At 63.0% G+C, this 21,850-nt stretch carries 21 protein-coding genes and 3 pseudogenes; 10 read left to right on the forward strand and 14 right to left on the reverse strand.

Annotated features, from left to right (window positions below; all coding sequences use genetic code 11):
* Window positions 1–12: 12 nt before the first annotated feature.
* Together ACZ5KU_RS20230 and ACZ5KU_RS20235 are read right to left on the reverse strand one after the other, a co-directional pair.
* Complete coding sequence (locus ACZ5KU_RS20230) at window positions 13–957, reverse strand: sugar ABC transporter substrate-binding protein (protein ID WP_273822445.1); 945 nt, start codon at window positions 955–957, stop codon at window positions 13–15.
* A 243-nt stretch (window positions 958–1,200) separates the two neighbouring features.
* Window positions 1,201–1,668, reverse strand: coding sequence for a hypothetical protein (locus tag ACZ5KU_RS20235; protein ID WP_464736142.1), 468 nt, complete (start codon window positions 1,666–1,668; stop codon window positions 1,201–1,203).
* A 371-nt stretch (window positions 1,669–2,039) separates the two neighbouring features.
* Between ACZ5KU_RS20235 and ACZ5KU_RS20240 the strand changes: the two genes are divergently transcribed.
* Window positions 2,040–2,240, forward strand: coding sequence for a DUF1654 domain-containing protein (locus ACZ5KU_RS20240; RefSeq protein ID WP_054057767.1), 201 nt, complete (start codon window positions 2,040–2,042; stop codon window positions 2,238–2,240).
* 3 nt (window positions 2,241–2,243) lie between these two features.
* Window positions 2,244–2,933 carry an endonuclease gene (locus ACZ5KU_RS20245; protein ID WP_054057768.1) on the forward strand — a complete coding sequence of 230 codons (690 nt, stop codon included), beginning with the start codon at window positions 2,244–2,246 and terminating at the stop codon, window positions 2,931–2,933.
* Window positions 2,934–3,216: 283 nt separating this feature from the next.
* Here the strand turns inward: ACZ5KU_RS20245 and ACZ5KU_RS20250 are convergent, their stop codons facing one another.
* A complete protein-coding gene (locus tag ACZ5KU_RS20250; RefSeq protein WP_054064484.1) occupies window positions 3,217–4,356 on the reverse strand; it encodes a glutathione-independent formaldehyde dehydrogenase in 1,140 nt (379 codons plus the stop codon).
* Window positions 4,357–4,603: 247 nt separating this feature from the next.
* Between ACZ5KU_RS20250 and ACZ5KU_RS20255 the strand changes: the two genes are divergently transcribed.
* Together ACZ5KU_RS20255 and ACZ5KU_RS20260 are read left to right on the forward strand one after the other, a co-directional pair.
* Window positions 4,604–5,131 (forward strand): cupin domain-containing protein, encoded by a 528-nt coding sequence (locus ACZ5KU_RS20255; protein ID WP_054057753.1) that lies wholly within the window; start codon window positions 4,604–4,606, stop codon window positions 5,129–5,131.
* Between the two features lie 59 nt (window positions 5,132–5,190).
* A complete protein-coding gene (locus ACZ5KU_RS20260; protein ID WP_054057754.1) occupies window positions 5,191–5,955 on the forward strand; it encodes an OBAP family protein in 765 nt (254 codons plus the stop codon).
* A gap of 55 nt (window positions 5,956–6,010) precedes the next feature.
* Here ACZ5KU_RS20260 and ACZ5KU_RS20265 read toward each other — a convergent pair whose 3' ends face one another.
* Window positions 6,011–6,349, reverse strand: coding sequence for an SPOR domain-containing protein (locus ACZ5KU_RS20265; RefSeq protein WP_301601423.1), 339 nt, complete (start codon window positions 6,347–6,349; stop codon window positions 6,011–6,013).
* Window positions 6,350–6,605: 256 nt separating this feature from the next.
* Between ACZ5KU_RS20265 and csrA the strand changes: the two genes are divergently transcribed.
* Window positions 6,606–6,800: a carbon storage regulator CsrA gene (csrA, locus tag ACZ5KU_RS20270; protein ID WP_054057756.1), complete on the forward strand. Its 195-nt coding sequence runs from the start codon at window positions 6,606–6,608 to the stop codon at window positions 6,798–6,800.
* Window positions 6,801–6,872: 72 nt separating this feature from the next.
* On the opposite strand, the gene bkdR is transcribed toward csrA, so the two are convergent.
* The gene (gene bkdR, locus ACZ5KU_RS20275) at window positions 6,873–7,361 is read right to left on the reverse strand and encodes a Bkd operon transcriptional regulator BkdR (RefSeq protein WP_010443703.1); all 489 of its coding nucleotides are present in this window, start codon (window positions 7,359–7,361) and stop codon (window positions 6,873–6,875) included.
* Window positions 7,362–7,556: 195 nt separating this feature from the next.
* Between bkdR and ACZ5KU_RS20280 the strand changes: the two genes are divergently transcribed.
* Genes ACZ5KU_RS20280 through lpdA form a run of 4 tightly spaced genes read left to right on the forward strand, consistent with a single transcriptional unit; the run spans window position 7,557 to window position 12,520 of the window.
* Window positions 7,557–8,792, forward strand: a complete 1,236-nt coding sequence (locus ACZ5KU_RS20280; protein ID WP_054057757.1) for a 3-methyl-2-oxobutanoate dehydrogenase (2-methylpropanoyl-transferring) subunit alpha — start codon at window positions 7,557–7,559, stop codon at window positions 8,790–8,792.
* 3 nt (window positions 8,793–8,795) lie between these two features.
* Window positions 8,796–9,851: an alpha-ketoacid dehydrogenase subunit beta gene (locus ACZ5KU_RS20285; protein WP_054057758.1), complete on the forward strand. Its 1,056-nt coding sequence runs from the start codon at window positions 8,796–8,798 to the stop codon at window positions 9,849–9,851.
* On the forward strand, window positions 9,852–11,129 hold the full coding sequence (locus ACZ5KU_RS20290) for a dihydrolipoamide acetyltransferase family protein (protein ID WP_054064481.1): 1,278 nt from the start codon (window positions 9,852–9,854) through the stop codon (window positions 11,127–11,129). It abuts the gene before it with no gap.
* A 2-nt stretch (window positions 11,130–11,131) separates the two neighbouring features.
* Window positions 11,132–12,520: a dihydrolipoyl dehydrogenase gene (gene lpdA / locus ACZ5KU_RS20295; protein WP_416769658.1), complete on the forward strand. Its 1,389-nt coding sequence runs from the start codon at window positions 11,132–11,134 to the stop codon at window positions 12,518–12,520.
* A gap of 147 nt (window positions 12,521–12,667) precedes the next feature.
* On the opposite strand, the gene ACZ5KU_RS20300 is transcribed toward lpdA, so the two are convergent.
* Entirely contained in the window at window positions 12,668–13,453 is a 786-nt protein-coding gene (locus ACZ5KU_RS20300; RefSeq protein WP_054060020.1) for a class II aldolase/adducin family protein, read from the reverse strand.
* A 163-nt stretch (window positions 13,454–13,616) separates the two neighbouring features.
* On the opposite strand from ACZ5KU_RS20300, the pseudogene ACZ5KU_RS20305 reads away from it, so the two are divergent.
* Window positions 13,617–13,800: pseudogene (locus ACZ5KU_RS20305) on the forward strand (hypothetical protein); the annotation flags it as partial.
* Between the two features lie 56 nt (window positions 13,801–13,856).
* On the opposite strand, the pseudogene ACZ5KU_RS20310 reads toward ACZ5KU_RS20305, so the two are convergent.
* The 8 genes and pseudogenes from ACZ5KU_RS20310 to ACZ5KU_RS20345 all read right to left on the reverse strand — a co-directional run.
* Window positions 13,857–14,393, reverse strand: a pseudogene (locus ACZ5KU_RS20310) (methyl-accepting chemotaxis protein); the annotation flags it as partial.
* Between the two features lie 324 nt (window positions 14,394–14,717).
* A pseudogene (locus ACZ5KU_RS20315) lies at window positions 14,718–15,800 on the reverse strand (cache domain-containing protein); the annotation flags it as partial.
* A gap of 53 nt (window positions 15,801–15,853) precedes the next feature.
* Window positions 15,854–16,864 carry a GlxA family transcriptional regulator gene (locus ACZ5KU_RS20320; protein ID WP_054060021.1) on the reverse strand — a complete coding sequence of 337 codons (1,011 nt, stop codon included), beginning with the start codon at window positions 16,862–16,864 and terminating at the stop codon, window positions 15,854–15,856.
* Window positions 16,865–16,876: 12 nt separating this feature from the next.
* A complete protein-coding gene (locus ACZ5KU_RS20325; RefSeq protein WP_054060042.1) occupies window positions 16,877–17,875 on the reverse strand; it encodes a 4-hydroxyproline epimerase in 999 nt (332 codons plus the stop codon).
* Between the two features lie 5 nt (window positions 17,876–17,880).
* Window positions 17,881–18,735: an ABC transporter permease gene (locus ACZ5KU_RS20330; RefSeq protein WP_464736143.1), complete on the reverse strand. Its 855-nt coding sequence runs from the start codon at window positions 18,733–18,735 to the stop codon at window positions 17,881–17,883.
* Window positions 18,732–19,580, reverse strand: a complete 849-nt coding sequence (locus ACZ5KU_RS20335) for an ABC transporter permease (protein WP_054064477.1) — start codon at window positions 19,578–19,580, stop codon at window positions 18,732–18,734. Before ACZ5KU_RS20335 ends, ACZ5KU_RS20330 begins: the two co-directional genes overlap by 4 nt.
* Window positions 19,581–19,582: 2 nt before the next feature.
* Complete coding sequence (locus ACZ5KU_RS20340) at window positions 19,583–20,695, reverse strand: quaternary amine ABC transporter ATP-binding protein (protein ID WP_054064476.1); 1,113 nt, start codon at window positions 20,693–20,695, stop codon at window positions 19,583–19,585.
* Window positions 20,696–20,770: 75 nt separating this feature from the next.
* Window positions 20,771–21,622, reverse strand: a complete 852-nt coding sequence (locus ACZ5KU_RS20345) for a glycine betaine ABC transporter substrate-binding protein (RefSeq protein WP_054060024.1) — start codon at window positions 21,620–21,622, stop codon at window positions 20,771–20,773.
* Between the last annotated feature and the right edge of the window lie 228 nt (window positions 21,623–21,850).

Below are 21,850 nucleotides of genomic sequence, written 5' to 3' on the forward strand. Positions count from 1 at the left end.
TGCTTCTCGGGGTTATTTCTTGAGAACCAGTTCGACCGGGGTCTCGATCACGCCATCGACGGCATCGACCTTCTCGCCCTTGACCAGCTTGAGCGCGTTCTGGATACCGAACACCGCCTGCTGGGCCGCGGCCTGGTCGGCGGTGGCCAGCACCCGGCCGTCCTGCAGCATCGGCTTGATCGCCTCGATGTTGTCGTAACCGACCACCTGCACCTTGCCCGCCTTGCCGGCGGCACGCACCGCGGACACGGCGCCCAGGGCCATGTTGTCGTTACCGGCCAGCAGCGCCTTGAGGTCCGGGTATTCGCTCAGCATGGCCGAGGCAACCTTGTTGCCCTGGTCGATTTCCCAGTTGCCGGATTGGGTGGAGACGATCTTCATGCCGGCGGCATCCATCGCGTCCTTGAAACCGGCGGTCCGCTGCTGGGCGTTGGTGGTGGTCGGTACGCCTTCGATGATGCCGACCTTGTCGCCGGAGGCCAGGGTCTTGGCCAGGTAGTCGCCGACCAGGCGCGCGCCCTTGCGGTTGTCCGGGCCGACGAAGGGAATGTCCAGGTTCTTGCTCTTGAGCACCTGCGGGTCGAGGCGGTTGTCGATGTTGACCACCTTGATGCCGGCATCGGAGGCTTTCTTGAGTACCGTCACCAGGGCCTTGGAGTCGGCCGGGGCGATCACCAGGGCATCGACCTTGGACAGGATCATCTGGTTGACGATGTCGATCTGGGCGGCGGTGTCGGTTTCGTTCTTGATCCCGTTGGTGATCATGTCGAAATCGGCGGAGTGGGCTTTCTGGTAATCCTTGGCCCCATCCTGCATGGTGACGAAGAATTCGTTGGCGAGGGATTTCATGACCAGGCCGACCTTGGGCTTGGCCGCGTCAGCGAAGGCCGACGACATCGGCAAGGTGGCAGCGAGTACGGCGACAGCGAGCAGACGACCAGCGAATGGCAACTTCATGGGGTTCACTCCGGATCTTATGATTATTGTGAGCAACGTCAGCCACGCGACAGGACGCTTCCACGACGGTGGAACGCCTGGGAAACAACCCGCGCAAACGTTTGCGTGAATGAACTATGCGAACCTCATCGACATTTGTCAACGGGCTGCCATGGGTTCGATCCAAAGAATAGTCGTGAGTCGGCCACCGGGCGCGATGCCCGGTGGCGAGGGGAAAGTGCGAAGAAACCCTGTGGGAACAGGTTACGCGGTGGTGCTGACCAGCGAGCCGCTGCTGCCGGACTTGGCCTCTTTGATCAGGGCCTGGAGCAGTGCCGCGGCCGTCGTCATCAGCGCACCGTTGACGGTACTGATCTGCCCCTGGATCCCCATCAGCACGCTGGTGCGGGCATCCTCCGAAGGGTAGGAAGCCTTCTGCGCGGCCTCCAACTGCTGCTGAAGCTCGCGCAGTTGCTGCTGCAGCTCCTTCATGCGCTTCTGCAGCGTCTTGACCGCTACGCTGTGACCATCACCCGAGCTTTCCTGGGCGCCGCCGGCCGCTTCGGCGCTGCCGCCGCCAGTACGGACCTTGCCGTCCTTGCTGTCGGCCTCATCGCTGTCCTTGACCGCCTTGTCGATCTCGCTCGTCATGGCGATGGTCTTGGACTCCGTCGAGCCGGCGGTGTGGCCGTTGATCATCAGGCCGCCGGGAGAAGGAAAACCTACTGACATGGTAAGAACCTCGGAAAATTTCTGTACCGGCGTATCGGCGGTGGCCTGCTGAACTTTAGCCACGACGTACGAGAGTGCATCGGGTACCGATACAAAGCTCCTGCAACCTATACGCCTTCGGCCCACCAGAGGCCGCGAAAAACCTCACTTGGCGGGCAGCCATTTGCTGACATTCAGGCTCAGGCAAATCCTTATAATTTTTCCTACAGCTGACGCCAAATCATAAAAAGCGCTGTCAGAAACGCTCCAGATCTCTCTGATAGTTGCGAAACTGCCTACAGTTAAATACTGTATGCACGTACAGCTTAATTAAGGATTGTTTCGTGGCAAACCCAACTTCAGCCTCCGCCGCCCTCAGTTCCTACGAGCGCATGGGCCTGCGCGTACAGAAAATCATCAACTCCCAAGCGGCCCAGCAGGCCAAGGCCGCGCTGATCTTCCGCATGCCGGACGAGCCCTCCGAGGACTGGGAACAGTTGCTCGAGGAGATCGACGAAAACGACAACGTCACCCTCGCCTACCGCGATGACGGTGGCGTGCAGATTTTCTGGACCGTGCCCAAGGAAGACTGAGTGATGCGTCTGCCCGTCATCGCCCTGCTCGGCCTGTGCTGGGTGCTGCCCGCCCAGGCCGACGCTCCACGAACCTTCAGCGAAGCCAAGAAAGTCGCCTGGAAACTGTATGAACGACAATCCACGGAGTTCTATTGCGGCTGCAAGTACAACGGCAACCGGGTCGACCTCCAGGCCTGCGGCTATGTACCGCGCAAGAACGCCGCCCGCGCGGCGCGCATCGAGTGGGAACATATCGTGCCGGCCTGGCAGATCGGCCATCAGCGCCAGTGCTGGCAACAGGGCGGGCGCAAGAACTGCACGCAGAGCGATCCGACCTACCAGCGCGCCGAAGCCGACCTGCACAACCTGGTGCCGAGCATCGGCGAGGTGAATGGCGACCGCAGCAATTTCAGTTTCGGCTGGCTGCCGGAACAGAAGGGCCAGTATGGCTCATGCCTGACCCAGGTCGACTTCAAGGCCAAGAAGGTCATGCCGCGGCCCTCGATCCGCGGAATGATCGCCCGCACCTACTTCTACATGAGCAAGCAGTACGGGTTGCGCCTGTCGAAACAGGATCGCCAGCTGTATGAAGCCTGGGACAAGACCTACCCGGTACAGCCATGGGAACGCCAGCGCAACCAGAGCGTGGCCTGCGTGATGGGCCGCGGCAACGAGTTCGTCGGCGCGGTGGATCTCAAGGCCTGCGGCTGAACCGGCAGGATTTCCCGACCGCTTCCTGCGCCATCATCCCGTTACTGACTCTCCTCTGCCTTTCCCTTTTGCATCTGTACAGAAGACTGGGTACCACTGGAATTGTTCTTCGTTTCGTTATCGGACTTGTCGAAGCATCCATGAAGCATGAATACCGTGCACAGGCCAAGGCACATGGATAACCTTTTCATGATCGTTCACCTTTGAGCGAGAGGGTCATGCAGAGCGCGAGGCCTCGTAGCGGTCATCGCGAACCTGCACAAACCGAAATGGGCGGGTCGTTTCAAGCTGCGGGCTTGAGCACCACCTTCGTCCAGCCATCGTCACGCGCGTCGAAGTGCCTGTAGGCGTCCGGGCCTTCGGCAAGCTTGAGACGATGAGAGATGATCCCGGAAGGTTTGGCGCGGCCATGATGGATCAGTTCGGCCAGACGACGGTTGTAGGCTTTGACATTGGCCTGCCCGGTTCGAATCTGCTGCCCCTTGAACCAGAAGGCGCCGAAATCGAAAGCCATCTTGCCTTCCTGGGCCAATTCATTTTCAGCACCCGGATCCTGAGGCACGAACACGCCCACGACACCGATGCCGCCAGTCGCCTTTGTCGAGGCGACCAGATTGTTCATGGTCAGGTGATTGGCTTCATGCCCGTGGCGGTCACAGCATTGATAGCCCACACACTCACAGCCGCGATCGGTCCCTCTGCCATGGGTCAGGTTCAATATCTGATCCACCGCCTCCTTCTCAAGCGCGCTGATGGGCGTGGCCCCCATCTGGGCCGCGAGCCTTAAACGGTCGGGATGACTGTCGACCACGAACACCTCGGAGGCGCCCTTGATCATGGCCGAATGGGCGGCCATCAGGCCAACCGGGCCGGCACCGTAGATGGCAATGCTCTCCCCCGGCAGGAGGCCAGCCAGCTCGGTTGCATGCCATCCCGTCGGGAAGATATCGGACAGCATGACATAATCGTCTTCACGTTCTTGCGCGTCATCGGGCAACACCAGGCAGTTGAAGTCGGCATATGGCACCCTCAGCAGTTCAGCCTGCCCACCCTGATAAGGCCCCATTTCAGCGAATCCGTAGGCCGCACCCGCGCTGCCCGGGTTAGCCGTCAGGCAGAATCCGGTCAGGCCCTTCTCACAGTTCTCGCAAAAGCCGCAGCCGATGTTGAAGGGCAGGCATACCCGGTCGCCTGCCTTGATCCGATCGACAGCGGCGCCCACTTCGATGACCTCGCCCAGGTTCTCATGGCCGAATACCCTGCCTGTTTCAAAAGAAGTGCGGCCTTCATACATATGCAGGTCAGATCCGCAGATGTTGGTGGTCGTCACTCGCACCAGCACGTCGGTGGGCTTTTCGATCCTGGCGTCCGGCACATTTTGCACGCTGACGTCACGAGGACCGTTGTACACGATGGCTTTCATTGCGTTCTCCCAGAGGCGAGACGAAAGGGAATTTTCGTCAGCACATGTTCAATCTGTCCGAGAGAACGAATCGCCTGTTCAAGAAATCCGCTGCATGTCTGACGAGCGGTAACTCGACTTCAGGACCTCGCACCGCCGAAAGCGGCCGGCGCCACAGCCTGGCTCTCCCCTTCCTGGAGGAACGAACCTGGCAGATCCCGCTCATAAATCTCATGCCGGGTAGTTTTCCATCCAGGAGATGGCTGACATGAAAGATCTTCGAGACACGGTGAACACACCGAAAACACTCATGCTGGAACGCAACGACTGGGTACCGAATCATCCCCGCCTGCCGGTGATCATTTATCGAAACGCGATCGCTGCATCAGGTGATGATCAGGCGACGCTGCTTGAGAAGACCTTCTCGGCTCACGGCTGGCCGCCTCAATGGCGAGACGGGGTGTATGACTATCATCACTACCACACCGAAGGACACGAGGTATTGGGTGTCGCAAGCGGCCAGGCACGCCTGATGCTGGGCGGCCCGGATGGGCATGTGGTCGAAGTGGGGCCGGGCGACGTGTTGCTGCTTCCTGCGGGAACGGGGCACTGCAATCTCGGCTCGAGTGCCGACTTTCTGGTGGTTGGGGCGTATCCACCAGGCCAGCATGCCGATATCTGCCGGCAGGCACCGAGCCAGACACAGCTTGAACGTATCGCCACCCTGCCCTTTCCCGACCAGGACCCCGTACAAGGCAAGGCGGGGACACTGACCGATTACTGGTCCATCAGCTGAAAAAGCGTTTGCAGGCACAAAGACGGACACCGACCCCCCATGGCGGAAAGGACGCTGGAATGAATGAAGTACGAACAGGCCACCCGGTCAAAGCGCTCTACGCGACAGCGCTCGCCGCGCTCCTGAGCGCATGCGCTGGCAACAATTCGCCGTCTGGGGTGGTCGCCCCGGGCGACGCCCCGTCACTCACCACCAGTTCCCTGGATACAGGCGCCGCACTGCTTCAAGCGCGCCCGCCGATAGACGCGTTGAATGCCTACCTGGATGGTTTCCATTTTTATAACGGACACATGGAAGCGCAGATGGAAGCACATCATTACTGCGCCATCCTGAACGAGGAGGTGATCCAGTGCGTGATCTACGACGGTAATCGCCAGGACGCCAAGTTGATGGGGGTCGAGTACATCATCAGCGAGTCATTGTTCGCCGGTCTGCCCAAAGCCGAGCAAGCGCTCTGGCACAGTCATGTTCACGAAGTCAAATCAGGCCAGCTCGTGGCTCCCGGGATTCCCGAACTGGCCGAACATGCCTTGATGGAAAAGCTCGTCCATACCTACGGCAAGACCTGGCATACCTGGCATACCGACCTGAATAAGGATCTGCCCCTTGGCGTTCCACAGCTCATGATGGGCTTCACCGCAGAGGGTCAGAGCGATCCGGAAATGGTGGCCGAACGGGATCGTCGATTCGGGATAGACAGCGCGCAGAAAAAGAAGGCGCGGGCCGATATACCGGCGCCTGCCATTGCGCCAGGGGCGGATGCCTGGCGCAATGGCAAGGTGTTTCAGATAGTGGATCCGACGAACACACCGCACCCGCATTGACCTGCCTCGCCAATCGGTGACACCTGGCTTTCTGGTGGGCCCTCAGGATCAAGCCTCAAGGCTGCGCCTTGTGCTCCACCACCTCCGATTGCATGTTCTGCTTGTCGGCCAGTTGCGCCTTCTTCTGCTCGGCAATTTCCCGGGTGGCGAACGGGCCGGCGATGACCTGGCCATCATCGAGGATCTTGAACGGGAAACCGTGCTCGATCAGCCACGCGGTCCAGTCGGTCAGCGCCTTGGACTTGTCGTCCTTGATCAGCAGGTCCCAGCCTGTGGCCTGCACGGCCGCGGCCACCGGTGCAACGGCCGCCTTGGCCGGCTCGGCCTTGTTGCCCGAACCCTCGCCGCAACCGGCCAGCACCACGAATGCCATCATCACTGCTATTCTGCGCACAGAGCGTCTCCCGTAATCGTCAGTTAATGTGATTTTATCACCTTACGGCCAGTCTCATCCGACGTAGATCCGCCCTGCCGCTCCCTTATCAGGCTGAATTACCGACGATTTTCCGGTGCAGGGGAATTAAATAGAATGAAATGACGTCTGTAATGAACCACCCGCTCGGATCGACTTGGCGGTATTCTGTATGTAAGACCTAAGCCAGGAATGCCTGAGAAAGGCACTTCAGTAGTAACAATCAAGGAGTAAAGACATGCTGATACTCACCCGCAAAATCGGTGAAAGCATCAACATCGGCGACAACATCACCATCACGATCCTGGGCGTCAGCGGCCAGCAGGTACGCGTCGGCATCAACGCTCCAAAAGACGTGGCAGTGCACCGTGAAGAGATCTATCAGCGGATCCAGGCCGGCCTGTCTGCCGGAGAAAAGAAGGACAACCTGTAAGTCCTCGAACTCGTCAGCCCTGGCATCCGGGGTCGCGGCTGACGAAAGTCCCACCCTTCCTTCGCCTTTTCCCTACATCGCCAGCGTCAGACCGCCAGCCGGCAACGGCAGCGCCGTCTTGTAGCGCACCTGCTTGAGCGCAAAGCTGGAACGGATGTTCGCCACCCCCGGCACCTTGGTCAGAAAGTCCATCATGAAGCGCTCCAGCGCCTGGATGGTCGGCACCAGCACGCGGATCAGATAGTCCGGGTCCCCCGCCATCAGATAACACTCCATCACCTCCGGCCGATCGGCGATCGCCGCCTCGAAGTGCTGCAGGGCCTCCTCCACCTGTTTCTCCAGGCTGACGTGGATGAACACGTTGACGTGCAGGCCGAGCAGGTCGGCATCGAGCAGGGTCACCTGCTCGCGGATCAGTCCCAACTCCTCCATCGCCCGCACCCGGTTGAAACACGGGGTCGGCGACAGATTGACCGAACGGGCCAGGTCCGCGTTGGTGATACGGGCATTCTCCTGAAGGCTGTTGAGAATGCCGATGTCGGTGCGATCCAGTTTGCGCATGAGAGAAAATCACCTGTTTTTTATGCTTATGCAGATTTTTTATCTGCAAATAATCTCAGGCGCAACCAAACAGAGAGAAATATTCTCCTACGACCGGCCTATGATTGTTGTAGGACAAGATTTCCCTTACCCAGGGAATGATTGCCAGCTCGCGCGCCCACTACAAGAAATTCACAAGATAGAGCGTAGAAAGCCATGACCACAGCGTACCCACCGCTGCGCCTGCACGTACCCGAACCCTCGGGACGCCCGGGCTGCAAGACCGACTTCAGCTACCTGCGCCTGACCGATGCCGGCCAGGTCCGCAAGCCCCCCATCGACGTCGAACCCGCCGACACCGCCGACCTGGCCCGTGGCCTGATCCGCGTGCTCGACGACCAGGGCCAGGCCCTTGGCCCCTGGGCCGAGGACATGCCGCTGGAGATCCTGCGCAAGGGCATGCGCGCCATGCTCAAGACCCGCATCTTCGACAGCCGCATGGTGGTCGCCCAGCGCCAGAAGAAAATGTCGTTCTACATGCAGAGCCTCGGCGAGGAAGCCATCGGCAGCGCCCAGGCCCTGGCGCTGAACATCGACGACATGTGCTTCCCCACCTACCGCCAGCAGAGCATCCTGATGGCCCGCGAAGTGCCGCTGGTGGACATGATCTGCCAGCTGCTGTCCAACGAGCGCGATCCGCTCAAGGGCCGGCAACTGCCGATCATGTACTCGGTGCGCGACCATGGCTTCTTCACCATTTCCGGCAACCTCGCCACCCAGTTCGTGCAATCGGTCGGCTGGGGCATGGCCTCGGCGATCAAGGGCGATACCAAGATCGCCTCGGGCTGGATCGGCGACGGCGCCACCGCCGAGTCGGACTTCCACACCGCCCTGACCTTCGCCCACGTGTACCGCGCCCCGGTGATTCTCAACGTGGTCAACAACCAGTGGGCGATCTCCACCTTCCAGGCCATCGCCGGCGGTGAAGCCACCACCTTCGCCGGCCGCGGCGTCGGCTGCGGCATCGCCTCGCTGCGGGTCGACGGCAACGATTTCCTCGCGGTGTATGCCGCCTCCCGCTGGGCCGCCGAACGCGCCCGGCGCAACCTCGGCCCGACCCTGATCGAGTGGGTCACCTACCGGGCCGGCCCGCACTCCACCTCCGACGATCCGTCCAAGTACCGTCCCGCCGACGACTGGAGCCACTTCCCCCTGGGCGACCCGATCGCCCGCCTCAAGCAGCACCTGATCGCCATCGGCCAGTGGTCCGAAGAGGAACACGCCGCCGTCAGCGCCGAGCTGGAAGCCGAAGTCATCGCCGCGCAGAAGGAAGCCGAACAGTACGGCACCCTGGCCGGCGGACAGATGCCGAGCGCCGCGACCATCTTCGAGGACGTCTACAAGGAAATGCCCGACCACCTGCGTCGGCAGCGCCAGGAACTGGGGTTATAAGCCATGAACGATCACAGCAAATTGCAAACGGAGAACGCCGTGGCCACCAGCACCATGACCATGATCCAGGCCCTGCGCTCGGCCATGGATGTGATGCTCGAGCGCGACAGCAACGTGGTGGTGTTCGGCCAGGACGTCGGCTACTTCGGTGGCGTGTTCCGCTGCACCGAGGGCCTGCAGGCCAAGTACGGCACCTCGCGGGTGTTCGATGCCCCGATCTCGGAAAGCGGCATCGTCGGCGTGGCGGTGGGCATGGGCGCCTACGGGCTGCGCCCGGTGGCGGAAATCCAGTTCGCCGACTACTTCTACCCGGCCTCCGACCAGATCGTCTCGGAAGCGGCGCGCCTGCGCTATCGCTCGGCCGGCGAGTTCGTCGCGCCGATGACCCTGCGCATGCCCTGCGGCGGCGGCATCTACGGCGGCCAGACCCACAGCCAGAGCCCGGAGGCGATGTTCACCCAGGTCTGCGGCCTGCGCACCGTGATGCCCTCCAACCCCTACGACGCCAAGGGCCTGCTGATCGCCGCCATCGAGAACGATGACCCGGTGATCTTCCTCGAACCCAAGCGCCTGTATAACGGCCCGTTCGACGGCCACCACGAGAAACCGGTCATCCCCTGGTCGAAACACCCGGCCAGCGCCGTACCCGATGGCTACTACACCGTGCCGCTGGACAGCGCGGCGATCACCCGCCCGGGCAGCGAAGTGACCATTCTCACCTACGGCACCACCGTCCACGTGGCCCAGGCCGCCGCCGAGGAAACCGGCGTCGATGCCGAAGTCATCGACCTGCGCAGCCTCTGGCCGCTGGACCTGGACACCATCGTCAATTCCGTGAAGAAAACCCGTCGCTGCGTGGTCGTCCACGAAGCCACCCGCACCTGCGGTTTCGGGGCCGAGCTGATCTCGCTGGTGCAGGAGCACTGCTTCCACTACCTGGAGGCGCCGATCGAACGCGTCACCGGTTGGGACACGCCCTACCCCCATGCGCAGGAGTGGGCGTACTTCCCTGGCCCGGTTCGGGTCGGGGCGGCTTTGAAACGGGTCATGGAGGTCTGAATGGGTACTCACGTCATCAAGATGCCGGACATCGGCGAAGGCATCGCGGAAGTGGAACTGTCCCAATGGCACGTGCAGGTCGGCGACCTGGTGGTCGAGGACCAGGTGCTGGCCGATGTCATGACCGACAAGGCCATGGTCGACATCCCCTCGCCGGTGCACGGCAAGGTGATCGCCCTCGGCGGCCAGCCGGGTGAAGTCATGGCGGTGGGCAGCATCCTGATCAGCATCGAGGTCGAAGGCGCCGGCAACGTGCGCGAAGGCGGCGAAGCGCCTGCGGCCAAGGCGGCACCCGCACCGGTACAGGAGAAACCGGTCGAAGTGGCGGTCGCCGACCCCGTCGCCAAGCCGGCAGCGGCCCCTGCACCGACCCGCACGGCACCGGTGGTGGCCCGCCAGCCCGACGAACGCCCACTGGCCTCGCCAGCGGTGCGCAAACGCGCCTGGGATGCCGGCATCGAATTGCGCTTCGTCCACGGCAGCGGCCCGGCCGGGCGCATCCTGCATGAGGACCTCGACGCCTACCTGGCCCAGGCCGAACAGCCGGCGCGCGGCAGCGATGGCCGCTATGCCCGACGCACCGACGAGGAACAGATCCCGGTGATCGGCCTGCGCCGCAAGATCGCCCAGCGCATGCAGGACGCCAAGCGCCGCGCCGCGCACTTCAGCTACGTCGAGGAGGTCGATGTCACCGCCCTCGAAGAGTTGCGCGTGCACCTGAACCACAAACACGGCGACAGCCGCGGCAAGCTGACCCTGCTGCCGTTCCTGGTACGGGCGATGGTCGTGGCCCTGCGCGACTTCCCGCAGATGAACGTGCGCTACGACGACGAGGCCCAGGTCATCACCCGTCACGGCGCGGTGCATGTCGGCGTCGCCGCGCAGACCGACGGCGGCCTGATGGTGCCGGTGGTGCGCCATGCCGAGAGCCTCGACCTGTGGGGAACCTCCGACGAGATCAACCGCCTGGCCAAGGCCGCCCGTAGCGGCAAGGCGACCCGCGAGGAGATGTCCGGTTCGACCATCACCCTGACCAGCCTCGGCGCCCTTGGCGGCATCGTCAGCACCCCGGTGCTGAACCTGCCGGAAGTGGCGATCGTCGGCGTCAACCGCATCGTCGAGCGGCCCGTGGTGATCAAGGGCCAGATCGTCGTGCGCAAGATGATGAACCTTTCCAGCTCGTTCGATCACCGCGTGGTCGACGGCATGGACGCGGCGCAATTCATCCAGGCCATTCGCGGCCTGCTCGAACAACCCGCCTGCCTGTTTGTGGAGTGAGCATGCAACAGACTCAAAGCACCACCCTGCTGATCATCGGCGGCGGCCCCGGCGGCTATGTCGCGGCCATTCGGGCCGGGCAACTGGGCATCCCGACCATCCTGGTGGAAGGGCAGTCCCTGGGCGGCACCTGCCTGAACGTCGGCTGCATTCCGTCCAAGGCGCTGATCCATGTGGCCGAGCAGTTCCACGCCACCCAGGGCTACAGCGGCGGCAGCTCGCCGCTGGGCATCCAGGTGGCGCAGGCGACCCTGGACATCACCAAGAGCGTGGAGTGGAAGGACGGCATCGTCGACCGACTGACCAGTGGCGTCGCCGGGCTGCTGAAGAAGAACGGCGTCCAGGTCATCAACGGCTGGGCCAAGATCATCGACGGCAAGAACGTCGACATCGATGGCCTGCGCGTGCAGTGCGAACACCTGCTGCTGGCCAACGGTTCGCAGACCGTGGAATTGCCGATGCTGCCCTTCGGTGGCCCGGTGATCTCCTCCACCGAAGCCCTGGCGCCGACCTCGGTGCCCAGGCGCCTGGTGGTGGTCGGGGCGGGCTACATCGGCCTGGAACTGGGCATCGCCTACCGCAAGCTCGGTGCCGAGGTCACGGTGGTCGAAGCCCGCGACCGTATCCTGCCGACCTATGACCGCGAACTGACCCAGCCGGTGGCCGAGTCGGTCAAGGCGCTGGGTATCCACGTGCTGCTGGGGCACAGCGTCGAAGGTTTCGACGCGGCGAGCAACAGCCTCCAGGTGCGTGATCCCCAGGGCGAAACCCTGCCGTTGGCGACCGACCAGGTGCTGGTGGCGGTGGGTCGCAAGCCACGGACCCAGGGCTGGAATCTCGAAACCCTGGCGCTGGCCATGAACGGTTCGGCGATCCGCGTCGACAGCCATTGCCAGACCAGCATGCGCAACGTCTGGGCGATCGGTGACCTGACCGGCGAGCCGATGCTGGCTCACCGCGCCATGGCCCAGGGGGAAATGGTCGCCGAGCTGATCGCCGGCCAGCACCGCGAGTTCAACCCGACGGCGATTGCGGCGGTGTGCTTTACCGATCCGGAACTGGTGGTGGTCGGCAAGACGCCGGACGACGCCAAGGCGGCCGGGCTGGATTGCCTCGTCGCCAGCTTCCCGTTCGCCGCCAACGGCCGGGCCATGACCCTGGAGTCCAGGAATGGCTTCGTGCGGGTGGTGGCGCGGCGCGACAATCACCTGATCGTCGGTTGGCAGGCGGTGGGCGTGGGCGTTTCGGAACTGGCGGCGGCCTTTGGGCAGTCGCTGGAGATGGGTGCGCGGCTGGAGGATATTGCCGGGACCATCCATGCCCATCCGACCCTGGGCGAAGCGGTGCAGGAAGCGGCGCTGAAGGCGCTGGGGCACGCCCTGCATATCTGACAGATAGTGGCAGGACTCGAGGGCCCCTTCGCGGGCAAGCCCGCTCCTACAGGATCGTGTCGTACACAAGGTGAGTGAACGACACAACTCTGTAGGAGCGTGGCTTGCCCGCGAAGACGTCCGCCCAATCACCACAAAACCATCAGCTCAATCGCGATAATCCGGCGCCACCCGCTCCAGCAATCGCAACATCGCCGACCAGGCCAGTTCCATGGCATTCGGGTCGGTCAACTGCCCCTCCTCCACCGGCCGCCCCGGGTCGTTGAACTGCCGCTCGGTGTGCGCGCACACCTCATGGGACGGCAACACCAGCTCGCCGCAGGCCTGCGCCGTCACCTGGATCTCGCACGCCTTCTCCAGGTAATACATGCGCAGAAACGCCTCGCCCACCGTCCTGCCCACGCTCAGCAGGCCATGGTTGCGCAGGATCATCACCGACTTGTCGCCCAGGTCCTGCACCAGCCGCGCCTGCTCATCCAGGTCCAGCGCCACCCCCTCATAATCGTGGTACGCGGTGCGGCCATAGAACTCCATGGAAATCTGGTTCACCGGCAACAGCCCGCACTTGAGCGCCGCCACCGCGCAACCGGCCTTGGTATGGGTGTGCAGCACGCATTGCGCATCCTCGCGGGCGCCATGGATTGCACTGTGGATCACGAAACCGGCCGGGTTCACCGCGTACGGCGAGTCCTCCACCGCCCGCCCGTCGAGGCCGATCTTTACCAGGCTCGAGGCGGTGATTTCGTCGAACAGCAGCCCATAAGGGTTGATCAGGAAGTGGTGCTCCGGCCCGGGCAGGCGCAGGGAGATGTGGGTGAAGATCAGGTCGGTCATGCGAAAATGCGCAATCAACCGGTAACAGGCCGCCAGTTGCTCACGCAGTTGACGCTCGATGGCCGCCGGCGCGGCAGCGGTGTGCAGAAGGTCATTCAAGCGGATCACTCCTACAGGCTGGGAATTGGAACGGGCCGGGCACCACGCTAGTGCCCGACCCTGGCTACTTTACTTGCTTGCCCAGGCATTGAAACACTCTTCGAGCTCTTCGCCGTGATCGACCCAGAAAGCGACGTTCATGGACAAGGCGCCCTTGAGATGCGGCGAGCCGATGCTGTTCGAAGGAGGTCGATACCCTGGTGTTGTGCCAGAGGCATCAGCCGGTCGACAGCCTGGGCGAGGAACTGCAGGGGCTAGTGGACTTCCAGCGCATCGGCGACTGCCTGGCGCCGCGGACGGTCGAGGAAGCGATCCATGAGGGGCTGAAGGTTGCCTGGAACCTCTGATACCAGGCTGTCGTACCGGATGAACCTGAACATGACCGGCAACGGTTGGTTCGACCTCAGTACTTGAACCTCCCCACCAGCGTATTGAGTTCGCTGGAAATATCCGCCAGTTGCTCGGCATCGTTGCGGGCGGCGCGGGCCAGGTCCTCGACCTCGCGCGCATCGGTATGAATCTGCGTGATGTGTCGGTTGATATCCTCGGCCACCTGGTGCTGCTCTTCGGCGGCGGTGGCGATCTGGCTATTCTGATCTCGGATGTTATCCACCTGATCACGTATCTTGTTGAAGCTTTCCCGGGCCTGCTGGATACGGTCGACACTCTGGCGCGACATGTCGACGCTGGCCTGCATCTGCCGGGTGACGTTCTCGGTGCCGCGCACCAGGTTGCCCAGCAGGCCGTCGATCTCGCCGGTGCTGTCGGCGGTGCGCCGTGCCAGCGCCCGCACCTCGTCGGCCACCACGGCGAACCCTCGTCCCTGGTCGCCGGCACGCGCCGCCTCGATGGCCGCGTTGAGCGCCAGCAGGTTGGTCTGCTCGGCAATCGAGCGGATGGTGTCGAGGATGCCGTTGATGTTGCGGCTGTCCGCTTCCAGTGCCTGCATGGCCTCGGTGGCCTGCTCAAGGTTGCTCGACAACTGCCCGACATTGTCGGTCGCCTCGTCGATCTGCCGTTGCCCGCTCTGCACGTCACGCTGGCCGGCATCGGCCGACGCCGCCGCCTCGGTGCACGAACGCGCCACCTCGTTGGCGGTGGCCACCATTTCGTTGAATGCGGTGCTGACCAGTTCGAGCGCCTCGCGCTGGCGCAACGCGGCATCGTTCACCGCGTGGGCGACCTGGCGGGTGCCACCACTGGTGCGCTGCAGCCTGCCCGAGGTCTGGCCGATGTTGCGCACCAGTTGCGCGATGGCGCCAAGAAACTCGTTGAACCAGCCGGCCAGCACCGCCGTTTCGTCATTGCCGCGCACGGCCAGGTTGCGGGTCAGGTCGCCCTCGCCCTGGGCGATGTCCTGCAGGCCACTGGCAACGCCGCGGATCGGCCGCACGATGATCCCGGCAAACCGCGCACCCACCAGGGCGAACAGCACCGCCATGACCAGCGCGGCCCAGAGGATGATCCAGCTCAGGCGATCGGCCTTGGCCATGACCTCCTGCTTCTCGATCAGCCCGATCAGGTGCCAGCCCAGGGCCTTGGAGGTGTAGACATTGGCCATGTAGGTCACGCCCTTGAGCGTGACCTCTGTCGAGCCTTCGCGCAGTGCCGCCAAGGGCGCGTAGTCACCGCCCAGGTCAGCCAGGTGCTTGAACGAATGCGCCGGATCGGCGGCATCGACCAAGACGTTGCCATCGGCTTCGGTGAGCATCAGGTAGCCGCTGCGCCCCAGCCTGATCTTGCGCAGCAGTTCCGTCAGTTGCTTGAGCGACACATCCAGGCCGACCACGCCACGCGGGTTGCCCTGCGCGTCATTGAGGGTGCGCATGGTGCAGATCAGCACCGAATCGCTGGCCGCCCAGTAGTACGCCGGCGTGCGCACGATGCTGCCCGGTGCCGCCATCGCCAGGCGGTACCAGGGCCGCGTGCGCGGGTCATAACCGGCCAGGTCCGGCACGTCCGGCCAGGCGACGTAGCCCCCGTCGTCGGTGGCCAGCGACACATAGGCGGTGTTCGGGTGCGCCTTGGCAAAGCTGTCGAAGATATCCAGCGTCGTCTTGGCGATCGCCGGCGGCGCGACGGTCGCAGCGTCGGCAGCCATGTACCGCTTGAGCCCGGAGAGCGACGCCAGGCGAGGGTCCTGGGACAGGTACTGGACGTTCTGGGCGATGCCGTCGAAGAACTGCTGCATGCCGTTGTCGATCTGCAGAATCTCGCGGGTGCTGCTGTCGACGAAGTTGTCCCTGGCCTCATCACGCAGATTGACCACCACCACCGCTGCGACCAGCAGCAGCGGGACACCGGCGATCCCCGCAAACACACACGTCAATTTGTCTCTTATTTTCATTGTGCTCGATCCAGAACGTAGGGAGGGCCAGGGCCCGGGCAGTCGACGGCGGTTTACTCGAAGCGTTTTTCCCGCGAAGGCGGATAGCCGAAATAGGCGGTGTAGCACTTGCTGAAGTGGCTGGGCGAGACGAAGCCGCAGGCCACGGCGACCTGCACGATGGTCAGCCCCGAGTGCTGCAGCAGCCGGCGGCCCTCGGTCACCCGCAGTTCGAGGTAGTAACGGCGTGGCGTGGTGTCCAGCTGTTCCTTGAACAGCCGCTCGATCTGTCGCCGCGAGCGGTTGACGTAGCTCGACAACTGCATCAGGTCCAGTGGCTCTTCCAGGTTGGACTCCATGAGTTTGACCACCTCGCGCAGCGGCTCGGCCATCTTGATGTGCAGCTTGGGATTGACCCGGCGATAGCGCGACGCCTCGAAGGCGAGGATGTCGATGATGCCGTCGACCAGCGCGCCGTTGCGCATCTTGCCGATCCACTCCAGCACCATGTAAAACGCGCCGGTCGGGCTGGCGGCGGTATAGCGGTCACGGTCGACCATGTAGCTTTCGCTGGTGACCTGGGTTTCCCTGGCCGCCTCGGCCAGGGCCAGGCGATGCTCGGGGTGAATCGCGCAGCGATAGCCTTCGAGCAGATTGGCCTGCGCCAGAAACCAGGCACCACTCCACAGACCGCCCAGTGCGATATCCTTTTCGGCGGCCTTTTTCAGGAAGGCGCGCAACTCAGGCTGCTCGTGCAACGGCGAACGCAGGCCACCACACACCACCAGCAGGTCGAAGTCGTCCGGACTGCAATCGGCGAGCCCGGTGTCCGGGCGAATGACAATGCCCAGGTCACTGATGACATCCTGCCCACCGACTGTGATCGTCCGGGTGGCGAACCAGGACGGCTGCAGCAGGTTGGCCGTAACCAGGGTATCGAGGGCCTGCGTGAAGGCCGGCATCGAGAAGTGCTCCAGCAGGATGAACCCGACCGCCGCCTGCGCTGGCGGCGATACTTCATTTTTTTGTACGTAGCGATAGTTCTTGACCTGCAGGCCACCGCTGAAAACTCTTCTGTCTACCATGTATTGCTCATATCAAGTGATCTGAAAGCCATGGGCCAACGGATCCTCGTCGTCGACGAGGATCGTGTTGTATCCGGTGACCCTGGCCCAACCCGTTACGCTGGGCTGGATAGCGGTATGGGCACCGAGCGTGGTCTGTGCCTCGACCCGTCCGGTGAAGGTGGTGCCGATCAGGCTCTGGTGGCGGAAATCCTGGCCCACCGCGAGCCGGCCACGGCCGTGAAGTTGTGCCATGCGCGCGCTGGTGCCGGTGCCGCCCGGGGAGCGGTCGATGGCCTGCTCGCCATAGAACACCGCGCAGCGCCCATCGACCTGCGGGTTGTCCGGCTGGTCGCACCAGATCACGTGATGCACGCCACGGATGCGCTCATCGAGCGGATGGACCGGGTCGATCACCGAGGCCAATGCGCTGCGCAGCTTCTGGCTCAGGGCAATCAGCGTGGAGGCCTTGGCGCCCTCCAGCCCCGGCCAGTTCGACTGGGGTTCGACCACCGCGTAGTAGTTGCCGCCGTAGGCGATGTCCACGCTTAGCCGCCCTACTCCCTCAATCTCCACCGTCACATCGGTGGCATGCAGGTAGCTGGTGACGTTGAGCATCTTCACACTGCTGACCCGGCCGTCCTGCATGCGGTACTCGACATCGACCCGACCAGCCGGCGTTTCCAGCGCCAGCTTGCCGGGCACCCGTGGCGTCACCAGCCCTTCCTGCAGGGCACTGGTGACCAGACCGATCGTCCCGGCACCGCACATCGGCAGACAACCACTGACCTCGATGAACAACACGGCCACATCGCAGTCGTCGCGATACGGCGGGTAGAGGATCGCGCCGGACATCACGTCATGGCCGCGCGGCTCGAACATCAGCGCCTGGCGGACCCAGTCATGGCGCTCGACGAACAACTCGCGGCGCTCGGCGATGGGCAGGTGCGGCAGCATCGGTGCGCCACCCGCCACCAGTCGTACCGGGTTGCCGCAGGTGTGTGCGTCGATGCAGAAAAAGCTGTTCTTCATGGTGATCATTTCCCGTGGCGTGGCTGCCGATTGCGTTCCAGTACGCCGCGCGAGGCGCGGTCGAGCAGCAAGGCGACGGCGACGATCGCCAGCCCCGCCCGCAGGCCCAGGCCCATTTCCATGCGCGTCAGCCCACGGGTCACCTCGGCGCCCAGGCCACCGGCACCGACCAGCCCGGCCAGGACCACCATCGCCAGCGACAGCAGGATGCACTGGTTCAGGCCGACCAGGAGGGTCGGCATGGCCAGCGGGATTTCGATCTTGAAGAGGATGGTGCGCGGCGAAGCGCCCATGGCGTTGCCCAGCTCCAGCATGTGCTTGGGGATCTGGTTGAACGCCAGGGTGGTCAGGCGCAGCATCGGTGGAATGCCGTAGATCACCGTGGCGATGATCGCCGGCACGCGGCCAAGGCTGAAGATCATCACCGCCGGGATCAGGTAGACCCACGGCGGCACGGTCTGCATCACGTTCAGCAGCGGGCTGAGCATGGCGTCGACCCGCTTGATGCGCGAAGCCAGGATACCCAGCGGGAAGGCGATGCTCACCGAGATCAGCACCGACACCGACACCAGCGCGATGGTCTGCATCGAGGCGGTCCACAATCCGGCGAGCAGGCAGAAGCCGAGCATGACCACCGCCAGTATCGCCACGCGCAGGCGCGCCGCCAGCAGCGTGCCGATGAACACGATCGCGATCACCGCCAGCGGTGGCAGGGCCAGGAAAGCCGACTCCACGGCGCCGAGCACCAGTGAGATCAGGCTGCTCACGGCCGCGAAGAAGCCGTGCAGGTTGGTATTGAGCCAATCGACCACCGGCGCGATGTAGCGCCCTGGAGAAAACTGCAGGTCGGCGAGGTTCATTCGCGATTCTCCCGGGCTTTGGGGGTGGCGCTCTGGGCCATGCGGTCGATCACCATGGTCAGGATCACGATGGCGATGGCGGCGTCGATCGAAGTGGCGATGTCGAGGGTACGGATGGCGTTGTAGATCACTTGTCCCAGCCCGCCGGAACCGACGATGCCGGCAATCACCACCATGCCGAAGGCCATCATCAGGCTCTGGTTGACCCCGGCCATGATGCTCGGCAGGGCGAACGGCAGGCGGATCTTGCTGAACATCTGCCAGCCGGTCACACCGCTGGCGTGACCCAGTTCGACGAACGCGGTGGGCGTCATGCGGATCCCCAGCGCGGTGAGGCGAAACGCCGGGGCGAAGGCGACGATGAAGGTGGCGATCAGCGCGGTACCCGGGCCATAGCCGAGCAAGGCGATGGCCGGCAGCAGGTAGATGTAGGGCGGCAGGGTCTGGATCAGGTCCAGTGCCGGCTCCACGATCCGGTCCAGGGCCGGCAGCAGGCCCGCCACCACGCCGAGCGGAATGGCGACCAGCAGCGCCAGCACGGTGGCGGCCACCACCAGTGCCAGGGTGCTCATGGTTTCCCCCCACATACCGATGAGCGCGCAGAACAGCATGGCCGCCAGCGTGCCGAGGGCGAAACGCAAGCCGGCCAGGCGCCAGCCGAGCAACGCCAGCAACAGCGCCGTCACGTAGAACGGTGGCAGTTGCAGCAGCCAGTACAGGCCCTGGTACAGGCCCTGCAGCCCGGCGTTGATGCCGTCGAACAGCGAGGAGGCGTTATCCTGAAGCCATTCGAGCATCGCATCGACCGTGCTGTCGAATTGTTCGGGGAAGCTTTCGAAGGCCATGATCACGCCCTCTCCCGCAGTTCGCCGGCCACTTCGGCGTGCTCGTTGGCGATGCCTTGCACGCCGCGCAGCAGGTCGCGAATGGTGATCACCCCGACCACCACGCCGGCCTGGACCACCGCCAGCGCATCACGCTCGGACTGGGTCGCCAGGCCGATGATGTGGTCCAGGTCGGCATCCGAGGCCACCTGGGCCAGGCGCGACACGTCGACGCCCGGATGGACCTGCTGGAACACGGCCACCGGAGCCATGATCGAATGCGCCTTGACCAGGTGCAGGCGCGAGATGCCGGCGACGAATTCAGCCACATAGTCGTCGGCCGGGTTGAGCACGATGTCCTCGGCCGTACCGACCTGAATGATCATGCCGTCCTTCATGATGGCGATGCGATCGCCGATGCGGATCGCCTCTTCCAGGTCGTGGGTGATGAACACCGCCGACTTGCCCAGTTCCTTGGTCAACTGGCGGAATTCATCCTGCAATTGGCGACGGATCAGCGGGTCGAGCGCGCTGAACGGTTCGTCCATCAGGATCACTTCAGGGTCCGCGGTGATGGCGCGGGCCAGGCCGACACGCTGCTGCATGCCGCCGGAGAGTTCGTTGGGGTAGCGGTTGGCCCAATCGCTGAGACTGACCTTGGCCAAGGCCCGTTCGGCCACTTTCAGCCGTTCGGCCTTGGGTACACCCTGTACCTCCAGGCCGAAGGCGGTGTTTTCCAGCACCGTGCGGTGTGGCAGCAGGGCCACACTCTGGAACACCATGCCAATGTGCTTGGCACGCATGTCACGCAGTTGCTGGGGGTTGAGCGAATTGAGTTCACGCCCCTTGACCAGCACCTTGCCGGCACTGGGCGTGATGAGTTTGTTCAACAGCCGGATCAAGGTTGACTTGCCGCTGCCGGACAGGCCCATGATGCAGAAGATCTCACCACGGCGCACTTCCAGATTGACGTCCGATACCCCCACGACACAACTGTAGTCATGCAGTATCTGTTTCTTCGAGAGCCCCTTTTCAATGACCGCGCGCATCGCCTCTTCGGAGCGCTCGCCAAATACTTTCCAGACAGACTGGCAACTCACCAGTACTTCTTGGGCGTCTACTGTTTGCGTACTCATATCAATCCCGTCCGGCCTTTTTAAGTTCAGGCCTGTAATGCATTCAAGTTCGGCAGCTGGCAAGTTTCAAAACAATCAGTCTTTCTTGATGTTTTCCCAGCGTTTGAGCAGTTCGGCGTGACTGTCGGTCCAGTCCTTGATTGCCGCGTCCATGCTCTTGCCATCCTTGACGGCACCATTGATCGCCTTGATGTCGGCCAGCGGCACATAGACACTGGCGATCACTTCGCGCGCACGGGAATTGGCGGCGCTGAAGCCCTTCTGGCCAATCCAGTAGTAGCCTTGCGGTGGCGGGAAGATGCCTTTCGGGTCGGCGAGGAACTTGACGTCGAACTTCTGGGTCATCCAGGACGGATCCCAGATCGCCACGGCGATCCATTCCTTGCGGTCCACGGCGGCCTTGAGGGCGGCGGTCATCGCCGCGGTACTGCCTTCGAGCAGGTTGAGCTTGAGGCCATAGGCCTTGACGGCGTTGGCCGCGTCGCTCATCAGGCCCGAACCGGGTTCGATACCGATGATTTTGCCACCGAACTTGTCGGCATTGGCGTTGAGCTCTTCCAGGGAATTGATGGTCACGTAGTTGGGGACGGCGATGGCCTGGTAGAGGCCGTAGGAAACCGGCGAGATCTTCTCGAGCCGGTTCTTGTTCTTGTTCCAGTAGTCATTGGCGGCATAGTCGATCTGCGAGGCGAGGATCTGCACATCGCCCTTGCCCAATGCCGCGTAGGCGATACCCCACTCGGAGAATTGGGTGACCTTGACGGTATAGCCCTGATCTTCCAGCACTTTTTTGGTAATACCGGTGATGGGTGTCAAATCTTCCCAGGACAAGGTGCCCATGGTGATGGTTTTTTCTTCGGCGTGGGTCGGCAGAACAACTGCCGCCGCCAGAGCCAAGGCACAGAACGCTTTCTTAAACATCTTCATGGTGGTTCCCCGAATTGGTTATTTTTTGTAACGGCAGAACAAGCACTTGCTATTGTTGTTGGAGTTTTGATGTTTGTTTTTTATTGTCGATGCGAGTGTCTGAATCCTCTTTTACGGCGCGTAGCAACCCATTCCCGGCAAAAGCTTCTGCCGGAAGTTCTGTACAACGTCAGCGATGACGCTGTTATTCAGGAATATTGAAAAGACCCTGACCGTATTCGGTGAGCC

The organism is Pseudomonas sp. Tof1, from assembly GCF_055390395.1.

What these genes read in the sequence shown, in the direction of transcription:
- ACZ5KU_RS20230 (WP_273822445.1), bottom strand. Translation starts at nt 957, where the DNA reads ATGAAGTTGCCATTCGCTGGTCGTCTGCTCGCTGTCGCCGTACTCGCT.
- ACZ5KU_RS20235 (WP_464736142.1), bottom strand. Translation starts at nt 1,668, where the DNA reads ATGTCAGTAGGTTTTCCTTCTCCCGGCGGCCTGATGATCAACGGCCAC.
- ACZ5KU_RS20240 (WP_054057767.1), top strand. Translation starts at nt 2,040, where the DNA reads ATGGGCCTGCGCGTACAGAAAATCATCAACTCCCAAGCGGCCCAGCAG.
- ACZ5KU_RS20245 (WP_054057768.1), top strand. Translation starts at nt 2,244, where the DNA reads ATGCGTCTGCCCGTCATCGCCCTGCTCGGCCTGTGCTGGGTGCTGCCC.
- ACZ5KU_RS20250 (WP_054064484.1), bottom strand. Translation starts at nt 4,356, where the DNA reads ATGAAAGCCATCGTGTACAACGGTCCTCGTGACGTCAGCGTGCAAAAT.
- ACZ5KU_RS20255 (WP_054057753.1), top strand. Translation starts at nt 4,604, where the DNA reads ATGAAAGATCTTCGAGACACGGTGAACACACCGAAAACACTCATGCTG.
- ACZ5KU_RS20260 (WP_054057754.1), top strand. Translation starts at nt 5,191, where the DNA reads ATGAATGAAGTACGAACAGGCCACCCGGTCAAAGCGCTCTACGCGACA.
- csrA (WP_054057756.1), top strand. Translation starts at nt 6,606, where the DNA reads ATGCTGATACTCACCCGCAAAATCGGTGAAAGCATCAACATCGGCGAC.
- bkdR (WP_010443703.1), bottom strand. Translation starts at nt 7,361, where the DNA reads ATGCGCAAACTGGATCGCACCGACATCGGCATTCTCAACAGCCTTCAG.
- ACZ5KU_RS20280 (WP_054057757.1), top strand. Translation starts at nt 7,557, where the DNA reads ATGACCACAGCGTACCCACCGCTGCGCCTGCACGTACCCGAACCCTCG.
- ACZ5KU_RS20285 (WP_054057758.1), top strand. Translation starts at nt 8,796, where the DNA reads ATGAACGATCACAGCAAATTGCAAACGGAGAACGCCGTGGCCACCAGC.
- ACZ5KU_RS20290 (WP_054064481.1), top strand. Translation starts at nt 9,852, where the DNA reads ATGGGTACTCACGTCATCAAGATGCCGGACATCGGCGAAGGCATCGCG.
- lpdA (WP_416769658.1), top strand. Translation starts at nt 11,132, where the DNA reads ATGCAACAGACTCAAAGCACCACCCTGCTGATCATCGGCGGCGGCCCC.
- ACZ5KU_RS20320 (WP_054060021.1), bottom strand. Translation starts at nt 16,864, where the DNA reads ATGGTAGACAGAAGAGTTTTCAGCGGTGGCCTGCAGGTCAAGAACTAT.
- ACZ5KU_RS20325 (WP_054060042.1), bottom strand. Translation starts at nt 17,875, where the DNA reads ATGAAGAACAGCTTTTTCTGCATCGACGCACACACCTGCGGCAACCCG.
- ACZ5KU_RS20330 (WP_464736143.1), bottom strand. Translation starts at nt 18,735, where the DNA reads ATGAACCTCGCCGACCTGCAGTTTTCTCCAGGGCGCTACATCGCGCCG.
- ACZ5KU_RS20335 (WP_054064477.1), bottom strand. Translation starts at nt 19,580, where the DNA reads ATGGCCTTCGAAAGCTTCCCCGAACAATTCGACAGCACGGTCGATGCG.
- ACZ5KU_RS20340 (WP_054064476.1), bottom strand. Translation starts at nt 20,695, where the DNA reads ATGAGTACGCAAACAGTAGACGCCCAAGAAGTACTGGTGAGTTGCCAG.
- ACZ5KU_RS20345 (WP_054060024.1), bottom strand. Translation starts at nt 21,622, where the DNA reads ATGAAGATGTTTAAGAAAGCGTTCTGTGCCTTGGCTCTGGCGGCGGCA.